General features: G+C 51.3%; 12 protein-coding genes. All 12 read left to right on the forward strand.

Going from position 1 to position 14830, the window contains the following annotated elements; genetic code table 11:
* Nucleotides 1-115: 115 nt before the first annotated feature.
* The 12 genes from dapG to ymfI all read left to right on the forward strand — a co-directional run bounded on the left by dapG (nt 116) and on the right by ymfI (nt 14813).
* Nucleotides 116-1336, forward strand: a complete 1221-nt coding sequence (gene dapG / locus MKZ24_RS18855; protein ID WP_039294812.1) for an aspartate kinase — start codon at nt 116-118, stop codon at nt 1334-1336.
* Between the two features lie 16 nt (nt 1337-1352).
* On the forward strand, nt 1353-2228 hold the full coding sequence (dapA, locus tag MKZ24_RS18860) for a 4-hydroxy-tetrahydrodipicolinate synthase (RefSeq protein WP_340785461.1): 876 nt from the start codon (nt 1353-1355) through the stop codon (nt 2226-2228).
* Between the two features lie 574 nt (nt 2229-2802).
* Entirely contained in the window at nt 2803-4482 is a 1680-nt protein-coding gene (locus MKZ24_RS18865; RefSeq protein ID WP_039294807.1) for a ribonuclease J, read from the forward strand.
* Nucleotides 4483-4649: 167 nt separating this feature from the next.
* Nucleotides 4650-5147, forward strand: a complete 498-nt coding sequence (locus tag MKZ24_RS18870; RefSeq protein ID WP_231637675.1) for an RNA polymerase sigma factor — start codon at nt 4650-4652, stop codon at nt 5145-5147.
* Nucleotides 5144-6163 (forward strand): anti sigma factor C-terminal domain-containing protein, encoded by a 1020-nt coding sequence (locus tag MKZ24_RS18875; RefSeq protein WP_052416492.1) that lies wholly within the window; start codon nt 5144-5146, stop codon nt 6161-6163. The genes MKZ24_RS18870 and MKZ24_RS18875 overlap by 4 nt, the downstream gene beginning before the upstream one ends.
* A gap of 178 nt (nt 6164-6341) precedes the next feature.
* Nucleotides 6342-7076, forward strand: a complete 735-nt coding sequence (locus MKZ24_RS18880; protein ID WP_231637907.1) for a ClpP family protease — start codon at nt 6342-6344, stop codon at nt 7074-7076.
* A complete protein-coding gene (locus tag MKZ24_RS18885) occupies nt 7073-7288 on the forward strand; it encodes a YlzJ-like family protein (RefSeq protein ID WP_042237086.1) in 216 nt (71 codons plus the stop codon). The genes MKZ24_RS18880 and MKZ24_RS18885 overlap by 4 nt, the downstream gene beginning before the upstream one ends.
* 94 nt (nt 7289-7382) lie before the next feature.
* The gene (locus tag MKZ24_RS18890; protein WP_340785468.1) at nt 7383-10061 is read left to right on the forward strand and encodes an FtsK/SpoIIIE family DNA translocase; all 2679 of its coding nucleotides are present in this window, start codon (nt 7383-7385) and stop codon (nt 10059-10061) included.
* A gap of 372 nt (nt 10062-10433) precedes the next feature.
* Nucleotides 10434-11300 carry a spore cortex-lytic enzyme gene (gene sleB, locus MKZ24_RS18895; protein ID WP_081956571.1) on the forward strand — a complete coding sequence of 289 codons (867 nt, stop codon included), beginning with the start codon at nt 10434-10436 and terminating at the stop codon, nt 11298-11300.
* A 182-nt stretch (nt 11301-11482) separates the two neighbouring features.
* A complete protein-coding gene (yfmF, locus tag MKZ24_RS18900; RefSeq protein ID WP_340785471.1) occupies nt 11483-12763 on the forward strand; it encodes an EF-P 5-aminopentanol modification-associated protein YfmF in 1281 nt (426 codons plus the stop codon).
* A gap of 2 nt (nt 12764-12765) precedes the next feature.
* Nucleotides 12766-14046, forward strand: coding sequence for an EF-P 5-aminopentanol modification-associated protein YfmH (gene yfmH / locus MKZ24_RS18905; RefSeq protein ID WP_042237079.1), 1281 nt, complete (start codon nt 12766-12768; stop codon nt 14044-14046).
* Complete coding sequence (gene ymfI, locus MKZ24_RS18910) at nt 14046-14813, forward strand: elongation factor P 5-aminopentanone reductase (RefSeq protein ID WP_340785474.1); 768 nt, start codon at nt 14046-14048, stop codon at nt 14811-14813. Before yfmH ends, ymfI begins: the two co-directional genes overlap by 1 nt.
* Nucleotides 14814-14830: the final 17 nt, after the last annotated feature.

A 14830-nucleotide genomic window follows, 5' to 3' on the forward strand; every position in this document is an offset into this window, starting at 1 on the left:
GATTCAGTATTTCAAGGTATGCACCCAGCGCAGCAAGAGCTGTTTTCTATGAAAGTAACAGCTATTCTGCGTATTTATCAGCGCTTGCTTAGAGAAGTAATTGGAGGAATTATAAATGGGTATTTTGGTGCAAAAATTCGGCGGAACCTCGCTCTCCACACCGGTGGCCAGAGAACATGTAATCCGTCATGTCAAACGGGAGCTGGCCAGCGGGTTCAGCCTGGTGGTTGTAGTCTCGGCAATGGGCCGCAAAGGTGAGCCTTATGCTACAGATACACTGCTGGATCTGGCGGCTCAAAGCGGGAACTCGCTGCCCGACCGCGAGCGTGATCTGCTGATGTGCTGCGGGGAGATTATCTCGGCGGCCAATCTGTGCGGACTGCTGGAGCAGGAAGGAATCCGTTCTACCGTGCTTACGGGGGCGCAGGCGGGATTTGTAACAGACAGCAGCTACGGCAATGCAAGAATTCTGGATGTGCGGACAGAACGCATTCTACGCGAACTGCGTGAGCATAAAGTAGTAATAGTAACAGGGTTCCAGGGCCAAACTGAGGCTGGCGACTTCACAACCCTTGGCCGCGGAGGAAGCGATACTTCGGCTACAGCGCTCGGAGCCGCACTGCGTGCGGACATGGTCGATATATATACCGATGTCGACGGCATTCTGACCGCTGATCCGCGGATTGTCGAAGATGCCAAGCAGCTTACTTATGTCAGTTATACGGAAATCTGCAATATGGCCTATCAGGGAGCCAAGGTAATTCATCCCCGGGCTGTGGAAATCGCCATGCAGGCTCAGATTCCGGTACGTGTACGGTCAACGTTCTCCGAAGCGGAAGGGACGCTTGTTACCCATCCTGAAGGCTTTAGCGATGTTTCGCACGGAGTCGTTGACCGTTTTGTCACGGGCGTTGCGTACGTCAGCAACATTACACAGATCTCCGTTGAATGTCCGGACGGCAACGGAACCGGTGTACAGCTGCAGATTTTCAAAAGCATGGCGGATAATGGAATCAGCGTAGACTTCATCAATGTGACTCCATCCGAGGCTCTGTACACTGTATTCGATGACAAATCGGAGAAGGCAATCTCTGTGCTACAGGAGCTGGGGCTGCGCCCTAGGAGCTTGTCTGGCTGTGCGAAGGTATCCGTTATCGGCGGAGGCATCAACGGGGTGCCGGGAATCATGGCCCGTATTGTTGAAGCGCTCAGCTCGCAAAATATTCAGATTCTGCAATCCGCAGACTCCAATACAACCATTTGGGTTCTGGTGAAGAAGGAAGATATGGTGCAGTCGGTTCGCGCCCTGCATGCCAAGTTTGAATTGCACCGCTGACAAGGAGGAATTCAAAGTGGATTTCGGAAGACTAATAACCGCAATGGTAACCCCGTTTGACGGGGACGGAGAAATCAACTGGGAAGCAACTTCAAGGCTTGTCGATTACCTGATAGAAGAACAGAAATCCGCTGCGCTGGTAGTCTGCGGAACAACGGGTGAATCGCCTACCTTAACCGATGATGAGAAGCTGAAGCTCTTTTCTTTTGTCAAAAAGCAGGCAGGCGGACGCTGCAAAATCATCGCCGGAACCGGCAGCAACAGCACTAGACATTCCATCGAGCTCACGAAGGAAGCCGAGAAAATCGGCGTGGACGGTGTGCTTCTGGTCGTCCCTTATTACAACAAACCTAATCAGGAAGGGCTCTACCGGCATTTCTCGTCCATTGCCGCTGAGACTTCGCTGCCTTGCATTTTATACAATGTACCAAGCCGCACTACGGTGAGCCTTAGCGTCGCAACGACATTGCGTCTGGCCGCACTTCCGAACATTGTCGCTACGAAGGAATGCGTCTCGGTGGATCAGATCACCCTGATTGCCTCGGCCTGCCCGGATGATTTCCATGTCTACTCGGGGGATGATTCTGCGGGTCTGGCCACGCTTGCTGTGGGTGGCCATGGCATTATCAGCGTAGCCAGCCACATTGTCGGGGCGCAGATGCTGGAGATGATCGAAGCTTTCACTTCCGGGAACGTCCAGCGTGCCGGTGAGCTCCACCGGACGCTGTTTCCTGTGTTCAAAGGGTTGTTCGAATGCCCGCAGCCGCTGCCGAATCCTTCGGCGGTGAAATATGCGCTGGGTCTGCGCGGGATCGACGTAGGTTCCGTCCGTCTGCCGCTGGTCTCTCCGACGGAAGAGGAAGCGGCTTTCATTGCAGCTTTACTGAAATAGGCATTGCCGCTATATTTCAAGCAGATTTATACCTTTAACCGGCCGCTCTAGAGAGCGCCCGGTTTTTTAGTTTGTCAGATCGGGATAAAGACTATGTAAAAAAACGCAAGCCATAACCACTTTTTTGCTTGTCTTTTCCTCAAATAATGGCTGTTTGTTAAGGAAAGAATAGGACTGGGATCAGGATGACTTGTCTTTTGCCAAAAAAATCATGTATAATGTCCTTAAGTGATTCGGTGCGGTTAAAATAAAATATGCGGTAATCTTCCGTCAATGTGATTTTACATTGTGAGACAGGATAGGTCCTTGGATAAGTCTGTGCTAAAACTGCCGGATTTTCGCGCGAGGGGCGCGGTGGTGAAATTTTGACGGCGTTTGCCCGCTTCAAGACGATATTACTGCCCGGTTCGGGAGTTTCGCCTTGCGCAATTATACAGACTTATCGGAATTTCATTGTCGAATAAGGAAAGTTAACAGCAATTTGAAGAAAGTCTACAGCGCCGCTGAAATAATTGAAGCTCATTGTTTACAAATAAAAGTATGACGTCCAACATCATAGGAGGGTTAGATTCATTTGTCGAAAAAAAACAACAACGATAAATTGTCGATATTCGCATTAGGCGGAGTCGGCGAGATCGGAAAAAACATGTACGTTATTCAGTACGGCAATGACATTGTAGTCGTGGATGCCGGCCTGAAATTCCCGGAAGAAGATATGCTCGGTATTGATATTGTAATACCTGACATCTCGTACCTGACTGAGAACCGTGACAAAGTAAGAGGGATTGTGCTTACCCACGGACATGAGGATCACATTGGCGGATTGTCTTATGTGCTCAAGAACCTGAATGTTCCAGTCTATGGAACAAGACTTACACTTGGCCTTGTGGATAACAAGCTCAAGGAAGCGAACCTGTTGGGTGAAACCAAACGGATTCTGATCAACGAAGATTCGGAAATTGAACTGGGCACCTCGCTTAAGGTAACATTCTTCAGAACTAACCACAGTATTCCTGATTCCGTCGGTGTATGCATCGAGACTCCGGAAGGCAACGTTGTCCACACAGGTGACTTCAAATTCGACCACACGCCAGTTAACGGTCAATTTGCGAATCTGCACCGGATGGCCGAAATCGGATCGAAGGGTGTGCTTGCACTGCTGTCGGACAGTACCAATGCCGAGAAGCCGGGCTTTACACCTTCGGAGAAGAATGTCGGTATTGTTCTGGAAGATATTTTCCGTAAAGCTGAACAGCGTGTAGTTGTAGCAACCTTTGCTTCCAACGTGCACCGTATCCAGCAGGTGGTGAATGCAGCAGAATCGACAGGCCGCAAGATTACTGTCATCGGACGCAGTATGGTTAACGTAGTTTCCATTGCTTCCGAGCTCGGTTATCTGTACATTCCTGACGGTATGCTGATTGAACCGGAAGAAATGAACAGAATGGCCGGCAACCGTGTAGTTGTGCTTTGTACAGGCAGCCAGGGCGAACCTATGTCCGCGTTAACGCGAATGGCACGCTCCAGTCACCGCAAGGTTGACATTATGCCGGGCGATACCGTTATTATTGCAGCTACACCGGTACCGGGTAATGAGAAGTATGTAGGCCGTACCATTGATGAACTGTTCCGCCTTGGCGCCAATGTAATTTACAGCGGCTCCAACTCCGGTGTTCACGTATCCGGTCACGGCAGCCAGGAAGAGCTGAAGCTGATGCTCAACCTGATGAAGCCGAAATTCTTCATTCCAATTCACGGTGAGTTCCGGATGCAGCGCAGACATGCAATTCTTGCAGAGTCCGTCGGTGTAGAACCAAGCAACATCTTCATCACGGAGCTTGGCGAAGTGATTGAAATTTCCGGAGGTGCAGCACGCAGAGCCGGTAAGGTTACTGCAGGCAACGTGCTCATTGACGGACTTGGTGTCGGCGATGTCGGCAATATCGTACTGCGTGACCGTAAGCTCTTGTCCCAGGACGGAATTCTGGTTGTAGTGGTAACACTCAGCAAGCAGAATGGAGCTATTGTCTCCGGACCGGACATCATTTCCCGCGGATTTGTCTACGTGCGGGAGTCTGAAGGTCTCCTGGACGAAGCTAACCGGATTGTATCCGGTACGCTGCAGCGCCTGATGAGCGAGAAGGTCAATGAGTGGGCTTCTCTGAAGACCAGTGTCAAAGATTCGCTCGGCCGTTTCCTCTACGAGCAGACACGCCGCAGACCGATGATCCTGCCGATCATCATGGAAGTATAATTCAAAACGTTATTTAAGAATATATGCAGGGCAATAGCCCCTTCTCCCCGGAAATATTGGACGGTTTCCTGGGGAGGAGGGGCTTTTTGTGCAGCTATAAGATTTTTTTCGCCAGCGGACACAACATTTAAGGAGCTCAATCGTTATACTGCCAAGGGGGTGCGAAAGTGGGGGCTGGAAACAGAGAGCAGCTGCTCCAATCCAAAATGGCGGAAATACGCAGATATTTAATCCGGCTTGGCGCCGGCAATGCGGATGCTGAAGATATTGTGCAGGATACAGTCTACAAAGCCTTGCTGTATATTGACGGAATTGAGGAGCATAAGTTCAGTGCCTGGCTCTACAAGGTAGCGATTAACAGCTATTATGATCTATGCCGGAGGCAGACACGGTTCCGGTATTCTGATGAAATGGAGGATTATGAAGCGCCGGAGAGCGAACTTCCGGAGTCCATGCTGCTGCAGCAGGAGCAAAAAATACTTATTGAGAAGATCCTTGGCCGAATGAATCCGGCGAACCGCCAGCTAATTCTGCTGAAGTATGAAATGGATTTCTCCTATAAACAAATTGCTGCGCTTCTGGGAGTCACAGAAGGGATAGTAAAGGCTTCTCTATATCGTGCCAGACAGCAGTTTCAACATATTTATGGAGGTAAGGCTAAATGACAGCCCCATGGGAAGGACAAGAGGATCAGAATCTGGCCCTGACACTAAAAAAAGCTAAACGTAAAAGCTTAATCCGCAGTATTGTTATTTCACTGCTCGTTACCCTTCTAACATTGACCGCGATATTCTTCGGTGCGGCACAGCTGGTGGCCCACCGCTCCGCTGAGACAAAGATGAGTGAATGGAAATATCTGATGATCAGCAGTCCCAATGAATATACGTCCAGCTATAGAGACAACCGCGGATTCTTGTCAGGAGTGCTGGAAATGAACACATACAAGATCATTGAAGGCGTACCTGTTCCGTGGAATGAGAAATGGTTCAATTATAACGAGTGGTGGTTTCCGTTTGCTACCGGAGCTTACGGGGGAACATCGAATCTGGAGGAAATCCGGCCGCCGGGGAGCACAGACAGCAATGCATACAGAAGGCAGTATAACCCGCACAATGGGCAAAAGGAGATGGCCTATTACATCCCGGGCGTGGAATACGACAGTTCAATCCTCAATGACCTTAACCTGCTTACCGCGATGGAACCGGATGAATTGGCAGAGATGGCGCTGTCTTTTGATCAACCCTATTCCTTCGAGGAGGTAAACAGAATGCTTCCCAAAGAGGCCAGACCTGTATGGTATTGGGTGGATACGTATGACGATAGCTCCGGATTCTATCTGAAACCCCACGAGAGTAGGGATGGCGTAATGATAAGCCCGCAGCCTGTGTCATCTTCCTCGAGCATCTATGGATTCGGCACCGGACCCAATGACAATGGCGGTGAGGTGTCGCCGGAGGATTTTCTCGGATTGCTTCAATCCGGGTTGGAGCACAAAGACAATTATTATAGCGAATACAGCCGGATCAGCCGGTACCTAAAAAAGGATAAGGCTGAGCCTGACGCCGCAGATGTCCGGATTCTGGGAGTTGTTGTCACCGGCTCTGCCGCAGGTCTGAAAAGCTTGAATGGACAAACCTATATCCGGGGGGCTGTGCTTGGTGCCGTAGCAGATCCCTATTAACTTGAACAAACACAGACTGATATTTTATAACCGGATTTGCATAAGGGAGTCCCCCGGAATGTCATACTACCAGGAGATAGTATGGCTGCAGCGGATGGGTGCTGTAAGCAGAAAGGGAGAGCTGCGCACAATGGACTTCACAGAAGCAAGCATGAACAGCGGCAAGAACGAAGAGATTATGCCTGGAGAGATCAAACCCGGGGTCAGTGAACCTGTGCTGCCCGGACCGGTGGGGGTTCTGAAGGAGCTGGGGCAAACGGCGGTGCCTACAGGGGAGCCGGATATTTTCTGCATGACGATTATTGGCCAGATCGAAGGACATTTCGTATTGCCGCCGCATAATAAAACTACGAAATATGAACACATCATTCCCCAACTGGTTGCCGCCGAGCAGAATAAGAATATTAAAGGGCTGCTGATTATCCTGAACACCGTCGGAGGGGATGTGGAGGCCGGGCTGGCTATTGCCGAGATGATTGCCTCCTTATCCAAGCCAACTGTGACTGTGGTAATCGGCGGCGGCCATAGCATTGGCGTCCCGATCGCGGTATCCTCCAGCTACTCCATCATTGCTGAGAGTGCAACGATGACGATCCATCCAATCCGGATGAACGGTCTTGTGATCGGAGTGCCGCAAACCTTTGAATATATGGAACGGATGCAGGAACGGATGGTTAAATTTGTAACTTCGCATTCTCGCATCACTGAGTCGCAATTTAAAGATCTGATGTTCAAAACCGGAGAGCTGAACCGTGACATCGGTACCGCTGTCGGCGGACAGGATGCCGTGAAATATGGTCTTATGGATGAGGTGGGCGGTATAGGAGCCGCTCTGGCCCATTTGAACCAAATGATTGCGGGAAACGTTTCGCTTTCGCCTGATCATCTGCCGCCGGGAGGGCTGCCGCAATGACCTTTTATACGATTCTGCCGATGGAGCAGGTGTTTGAGGGGGCTTTTCATTATGCGCTGCCGGTGCAGGAGGTCAGCTATCAGGGGATGCTGATGCAGGTCGAACCGCTTGAAGGCGGTCAGGCGCGGATTGTCAGGCTGCTTCAGTGTCCGCTCCACAGGTATCTGGACGCAGCTCTGTCCCCCGGATCGGTCATTCAATTAGACAAATAAATGCGAACATACTGCCTATAGATGCATTTTCTGACAAAAGAGAACATAGGTACGCCACGCCATTATATGGTATAATATTGTGGGGGTGGCTGGCGTGGCTAAAAAAAGAAAAAAGAAAAAGAAAAAAGCGCTGCTGGGCAGCGTTTTAAAATATGAAATCTATGGAATTCTGCTAATTACCATCTCCGTCATTGCTTTGTCAGGTGAAGCGGCTGTAGGGCGCTCTCTTTCAAGTATGGCGGGATACTTACTCGGCAGATTCTATTTTGTGCTGCCGCTGGCCGGCATTTTCTATGGACTGATGGTCATGATTCACCGTAAATGGCCGTCAACCTGGAACAGCCGGTATACCGGCGGGCTGTTGCTGCTGCTGTCCATGTGCCTAATGAGTACGATTTCGGCTATGCAGCAGAAGCTGGGACCGATCGGGATGCTGCATCCGGGCAATGTGCTGGCCCAAATACATAATGACCTTTCAGGTTCACTGTCTCCGGGTGCTGGTGAGAGCAGTGTGTACATGCTCGGCAAGGACATCAGCGGAGGGTACATCGGAGCGCTGGAGTATGCAGCTCTCCTGTGGCTGTTTGGCAATCTGGGTGCGAAGCTGCTTATGATAGTTCTGCTGGCGATCAGCTTCATGCTGATTACCAATCTGTCGTATGTGGAGCTGTTTACGCTGCTCCGGGTAAGAGCGGTTAAGCTGGTGGAAGGAATTAAGCTCAGATCAGCCAACCGCCCTGCAGCGGTTCCGGTAGTGCCCAGGGCTGCAAGAAACAGCACACCTGCTGCACCACAGCCGGCAGATGATGATGACTACTACGAGGACGATGAAGAAGAGAATAATAATCAGCTGCCTAGACGTGCACAGCCGAACCTGCTGGGAAGAGTGGCCGGCTGGTTCAGCGGCTCTGCCCGTAATCAGCAGCAACCCGGGACGGAAGAATATGATGACGGGGAAATGCCGGATGTAATCCTGACAGGACCGCGGAACGGTCCGATAATATCAGGGCTTGCGGCAGGCAGGGGAATGCCGCCGGAGGATTTCTGCGAGGATGAATTCCCCGAAGAAGATCTGGAGCCGGTTACGCCTATCATCCGCGACTTCTTCGAGCACATCCGCTCGGAAGGTCTGAACGCGGAGGACCGGGAGGAGTGGAGCGAGTTCTCGCCGGCTGCACGCGGCGGTGCTGTTACAGGTGTGGGCGATGAAGCTCTCCCTGCTGCTGCCGGACATCCTGCAGCGGCGGATAAAGCTGCAGAGGACGGACTTCCTGTAGAACTGGAAGGGCTGCTGGGAACGGCAGAGAATGGTGAAGTGGTTCCGGCAATTCCGCCACCTCCGCCTCCCAAGCCGTACAAGCTTCCATCCTTCCGGCTTTTGGCCAAGCCTAATAACGGAGCTAAGGCTGGAGACCAGAATGACTACATGCAGACGGCCCGTAAGCTGGAAGCTACACTTGAGAGCTTCGGTGTCAGGGCGAAGGTGCTTGAGGTGGTCCGTGGACCGGCTGTTACCCGGTATGAGATTCAGCCGGATATCGGCGTCAAGGTCAGCCGGATTGTCAATCTTACCGATGATATCGCGCTGGCGCTGGCAGCCAAGGACATCCGGATGGAGGCGCCGATTCCGGGCAAGTCCGCCATCGGTATTGAAGTACCGAACTCCGAGGTCTCAATTGTAACCATGCGGGAAGTGATGGAAACGCAGATTTTTCAGGAGGCGGAGTCACGGTTGTCGATTGCGTTCGGGCGGGATATCTCCGGCCAGACGATTATAGGCAATCTGGCCAAGATGCCCCATCTGCTGGTAGCGGGGGCTACCGGTTCCGGTAAATCCGTCTGCATTAACGGCATTATCACCAGTATCCTGTATAAGGCGAAGCCTAATGAAGTGAAGTTCCTCATGGTTGACCCCAAGATGGTCGAGCTGAATGTATATAACGGCATTCCGCATCTGCTTGCACCGGTGGTTACCGATCCCAAGCGAGCCAGTCTTGCTTTGAAGAAGATAGTAGTGGAGATGGAGAAGCGCTATGAGCTGTTCTCCAAGTCAGGCACACGTAATATGGAAGGCTATAATACATTAATGAAAGATAATCCGGCTGCGATATTGCCCTACATTGTAGTAATTGTGGACGAGCTTGCCGATCTGATGATGGTGGCGGCGAATGATGTCGAGGATGCGATCTGCCGGCTTGCCCAGATGGCGCGGGCGGCGGGAATTCATCTGATCATCGCCACACAGCGTCCTTCCGTGGACGTCATTACCGGACTGATTAAGGCGAATATTCCTTCGCGGATTGCATTTGGAGTATCCTCGAATGTGGATTCACGGACCATTCTGGATATGCCGGGTGCAGAGAAGCTGCTGGGACGCGGGGATATGCTGTTCCTGCCAATGGGGGCTTCCAAGCCGATCCGTGTTCAGGGGGCCTTCATGAGTGATCAGGAGGTCGAAACGATTGTGCATTATGTAAGCAGCCAGGGTGAAGCAAATTATGATGAATCCCTTGTTCCTGAAGTGGATGATACCCTATCGGAAGATCAGGATCCGCAGGATGAATTATATGAACAAGCTGTCCAGATTGTGCTTGAAGCCAAGCAAGCCTCGGTGTCGCTGCTTCAGCGGCGCATGCGGGTCGGTTACACCCGTGCTGCACGCTTAATCGATGCCATGGAGGCTAGAAGCGTGATCGGGCCTTACGAGGGCAGCAAGCCGCGTGAGGTGCTGATGTCACTCGAACAGTATCAGCATAACAGAATCAGTTCATAACCCCAAAAAGATGACCCGTAGAAGTAATACGGGTCATCTTTTTAAGTTAGGAAATTTGTGGTTAATCTACATTTACTATATGTACTGGCTGGAAGGCGGTACAGCAACGGAGGTTCTCCCGAAGTGAAAGGGTCTTGCGGATATCAATAACTTCTATTAAAGCGTGGTTCCACATTACAATGTGGTCCTTCAGATTCATGATTCTTCTCAACTCCTGCTGGTTCATAACCCAAGTATAGTTGATAATTGTTCTCAGTTGCAATGGATTTGGTCTTGCCAGTCTTACGGTAATGCATAGGATGTCTTGTCAGTCGTCATAATAACTTTAGCCATTCATGCAGAACTTACAAGAGAAAGGTAGAGCGAACCCCTATGACAAAACATAAGCAGTGGATCTTGGCCGTACTAACCCTTGGCTTGGCCGCCGCACCGTTTGCCGGCGTATTCTTTGAAGATCGCGGCGTGACTTACGCCCAATCGTATGCTGCAGCGCCAGTTATAACGGAAACTCCTGACGAAGGGGAAGAAGCATTGCCCGCATTTGGAACAACGCCGCTGAAGCTTGGATCTTCCGGGCAGGATGTGTATGAGCTCCAGGGGAGACTTAAGCATCTGGGCTATTATGCCGGTGCTATTGACAGCCAGTTCGGGGCCAAAACGAAAAATGCCGTCACCTGGTTCCAGTGGAAATTCGGCTTGAAGTCCGACGGAGTCGTTGGTGCCAAAACAAAGCTCAAACTGTACAATGCAACAACAGCCTGGAAACCTACCGCCTCCAAGACATCAACCGCCACAAAGGATACACCATCCGGCACAGCGGCAAAAAAGAATGATACAGCAAAAACGAATACAGCAGAGCTGTCTTCCGGCAATACGATGGGGCTATCCGAAAATGATCTGAAAATCATGGCTAATGCCGTATACGGTGAATCACGCGGGGAACCGTTTGAAGGACAGGTAGCCGTAGCGGCGGTCATTCTCAACCGGGTGAAATCACCAAGCTTTCCCAATACGCCTTCGGGGGTGATTTTTCAACCGGGGGCCTTCACGGCTGTTGCTGACGGGCAAATTTATCTGGAGCCTAATGAACAGGCGCGAAAAGCTGTACAACAGGCGCTGAATGGCTGGGACCCCTCCGGTGGCTGCATCTATTATTTCAATCCCAAGACGGCCACCTCCAAGTGGATCTGGAGCCGGCCGCAGGTGAAGACGATCGGTGAGCATATTTTCTGTATGTAGCTGTAGGAATGTTTTTGCACCAAGGCATTAAAGGCAGCATGACAGCGTCCGTATAAATCTTTTCTGAGAGCAACCGGTACGCTGTCTTCCGGTTGCTTCCTTACTTTGGAATGGTTTAGAATGGATAATACTTCATAAAGTTGTTGTATAGCATCTACCCTCGCCGCAAAGGAGTTTTGGACTTGACAAATAATGGATTTCAACATGGCAGTGCCGCAGGCATGCGCATACACGTTCTGCCTACCAAGGCGTTCAAGACGTTCGCCATCTCACTTTATGCCGGCGTTCCGCTTGACGAAAGTACCGTCACCTCTACAGCGCTGGTTCCTTTTGTGCTCCGCCGGGGCACAGCCTCCTACCCTGAAACCACACAGTTCCGCGAACGCCTTGAAGAGCTTTATGGTGCCGGTTTCGGCTTCGATATTTATAAACGCGGCGATTATCAGATTGTGCAATTCCGGATGGACACGATCAATGACTCCTTCGTTCAGAGCAAGGAGAGCCTGCTTGGAGAATCTTTTGCTTTTCTCGGAGAAGTATTGACCCGGCCTTTGCTAGAGGATGGAAGCTTCCGCGCATCTTATGTGGCGACTGAACGCGAGACCGTCCGCAAGAAGCTGGAAGCGATTGTGAACGATAAAATCCGTTACGCGGCAGAACGCTGCATTGAGGAAATGTGCCGCCTTGAACCCTACCGTCTGCATCCGCTCGGACAAAGAGCCGATCTGGATACCATCACCCCTGAATCGCTGTACCAGTCCTATAATTCCTGGCTGAATGGAGCGACCCTTGATCTGTACGTGGTAGGTGATACTACACCGGAAGAAGTAGAGAAGCTGATCATTGCCAATTTCGGACGTGCCCATCATTCCGAATCTGCGCCGTACACCTCAGACTTCACCCCGGTAACGGTTACGGAAGTGCGGACGGTGGAGGAGGAGCTGGATGTCAATCAAGGCAAGCTGAATATGGGTCTGCGCACCTCAATCACGTACAAGGATGACAGATACGCTTCTGCGCTCATGTACAACGGCATTCTGGGCGGATATCCGCATTCGAAGCTGTTCGTCAACGTGCGCGAGAAAGAGAGCCTGGCCTATTATGCTTCCTCACGCTACGACGGGCATAAGGGCATCGGGACGATTCAATCGGGAATCGAAACCCAGAATTACGGTAAGGCCGTTGATATTATCCGCAAGCAGCTGGATGAGCTGAAGGCCGGGAATATCAGTGATCTGGAGCTGAGCCAGACCAAAGCGATGATCCGCAACCTTTTGTCCGAAATTCAAGATTCAGCATTTGAGATGATTTCGTTTGATTTCAACCGCCAGTTATCAGGCAAAGACCGTTCTGCACAGGAACTGATGGACCAGGTTGACCACATCGGGGCGGAAGAAGTGAAGGCAGCGGCAGACACCTTCCAGCTTGATACGATTTATTTCCTGACAGGGAAGGAGGAATAGCGGTGGAAAAGCTTCATTACGAAAGGCTTCAAGAAACACTCTATCATGAGGTTATGGATAACGGTCTGCAGGTGTATGTGCTGCCGAAGCCGTCTTTTCTCAAAACCTACGCTACCTTTGCGACCAAATATGGTTCGGTAGACAATCACTTTAAGGTAGCTGGCGGAGAAGAAACCACAGTGCCTGACGGTATCGCTCACTTCCTGGAGCACAAAATGTTCGAAGAGCCGGAAGGCGATATCTTTGCCACCTTTGCTTCAAACGGCGCTTCTGCGAATGCATTCACCAGCTTTGACCAGACGGTATACCTTTTCTCAGCGACGGAGAATATTGAGCAGAATCTCAGTACCCTCGTTGATTTTGTGCAGCGTCCTTATTTCACGGATGAGAATGTGGAGAAGGAAAAAGGAATCATCGGCCAGGAGATTAACATGTATGCGGATAACCCGGACTGGCGTGTGTATTTCGGGCTCATTGAAGCGATGTATGCCAAACATCCGGTTCATATTGACATTGCCGGAACCATTGAGTCGATCGCTACCATTACCAAAGAAACGTTGTATACCTGTTACAACTCCTTCTACCATCCCAGTAACATGCTGCTGTTCATTGTCGGCGGTGTCGATCCTGAGCAGGTAATTGAACTGATCCGCAACAATCAAAAGGGTAAAAACTATGAGAAGCAGGGTGAAATCACCCGTATCTTCGAGCAGGAGCCGCATGAGGTGGCATCGAAGCATGTGGAGAGCCGCCTCGCGGTCTCCATTCCCAAAATGATGTTCGGGTTCAAGGAAAAGGTAGATGGCCTCACAGGTGAGGCGGCAGTTCGCCGTGATCTGACCACCAGACTGATGCTGGATCTGCTGCTCGGCAGCAGTACGGCGCTGTATCAGAAGCTCTATGATGAGGAGTTGATCTCGGACAGCTTCGGCCATGAATTCAACAGCTCCCCGCAGTATGCGTTCTCGGCAATCGGTGGCGATACCAAAGATCCGGGCCTGCTGCTTGACCGGATCAAAGAAGAGATTGGACATATCCAGGAGACGGGCTTCGCCGAGAAGGATTTCGAGCGTGCCCGCAAAAAGAAAATCGGCGGCTATCTGCGTATGCTGAATTCGCCGGAGAGCATTGCCCATGAGTTCACCCGCTACCAGTTCCGCGGCGGAGATCTGTTCGAAGTGCTTCCCCTTTATGAATCGATCACACTGGAGGAAGTGAATGACCGGCTGCGTAATCATGTGGACTGGGAGCAGTTGGCCGTATCGCTTGTGGTGAGTCCTTAATGGCATTACCGGGAGAGGACAGCAAAGCGATTGGAGAAATGACAGTGCTTATTACCGGAGGCAGCGGGGGAATCGGCGGAGCCATCGCCGAGCGATTTGCTTCGGTAGGCATGAACATTGTGATTCATTATATGAATTCGCATGAAGCGGCGAATGATGTTGCCCGGCGGTGCATGGCGCTGGGGGCAAAGGTGATGACTGTGGCTGCGGACATGAAGGACCGCAGCCAGCTTGTGCGTATGGCCGAGCGGCTTGAGGCCAGCGGCATGATGCCGGATATCCTTGTCAACAATGCCGGGAAGGCGCATTATGGCATGCTGGCCGATGTAACGGAGGAAGAGTGGGACGATATTATGGCGGTGAATCTGAAGGGCACCTTTTTGTGTAGCCAGATTTTTATGCCTTATATGGTCTCCCAGCGTTACGGGCGGATTATTAATGTATCTTCCGTATGGGGGATTTCGGGCGCCTCCTGTGAAGTGGCGTATTCGGCCAGCAAGGGCGGAGTAAATGCCTTTACCAAGGCGCTGGCGAAGGAGCTGGCACCTTCCAAGGTCACAGTGAATGCTGTTGCACCGGGAGCGGTCCACACGGCCATGCTAGCCAATCTGCAGGCGGATGAGGTAAAGATGCTGGAGGATGAGATCCCTGCGGGGAGGCTTGCATCTCCTGAAGATATTTCATCGCTGGTTTATTTTCTTGCGCTGCCTGAATCGGGCTATATTACCGGCCAGATCATCAGTCCGAACGGCGGCTGGATTACTTAAGGCCAGGCAGCATGAGT

The sequence above is a fragment of the Paenibacillus sp. FSL R7-0297 genome (genome assembly GCF_038009025.1).
In the GTDB taxonomy this organism is placed as follows: domain Bacteria; phylum Bacillota; class Bacilli; order Paenibacillales; family Paenibacillaceae; genus Paenibacillus_AQ.

What these genes read in the sequence shown, in the direction of transcription:
- ymfI (WP_340785474.1), top strand. Translation starts at nt 14,046, where the DNA reads ATGGCATTACCGGGAGAGGACAGCAAAGCGATTGGAGAAATGACAGTG.
- MKZ24_RS18880 (WP_231637907.1), top strand. Translation starts at nt 6,342, where the DNA reads ATGCCTGGAGAGATCAAACCCGGGGTCAGTGAACCTGTGCTGCCCGGA.
- dapG (WP_039294812.1), top strand. Translation starts at nt 116, where the DNA reads ATGGGTATTTTGGTGCAAAAATTCGGCGGAACCTCGCTCTCCACACCG.
- MKZ24_RS18885 (WP_042237086.1), top strand. Translation starts at nt 7,073, where the DNA reads ATGACCTTTTATACGATTCTGCCGATGGAGCAGGTGTTTGAGGGGGCT.
- sleB (WP_081956571.1), top strand. Translation starts at nt 10,434, where the DNA reads ATGACAAAACATAAGCAGTGGATCTTGGCCGTACTAACCCTTGGCTTG.
- MKZ24_RS18875 (WP_052416492.1), top strand. Translation starts at nt 5,144, where the DNA reads ATGACAGCCCCATGGGAAGGACAAGAGGATCAGAATCTGGCCCTGACA.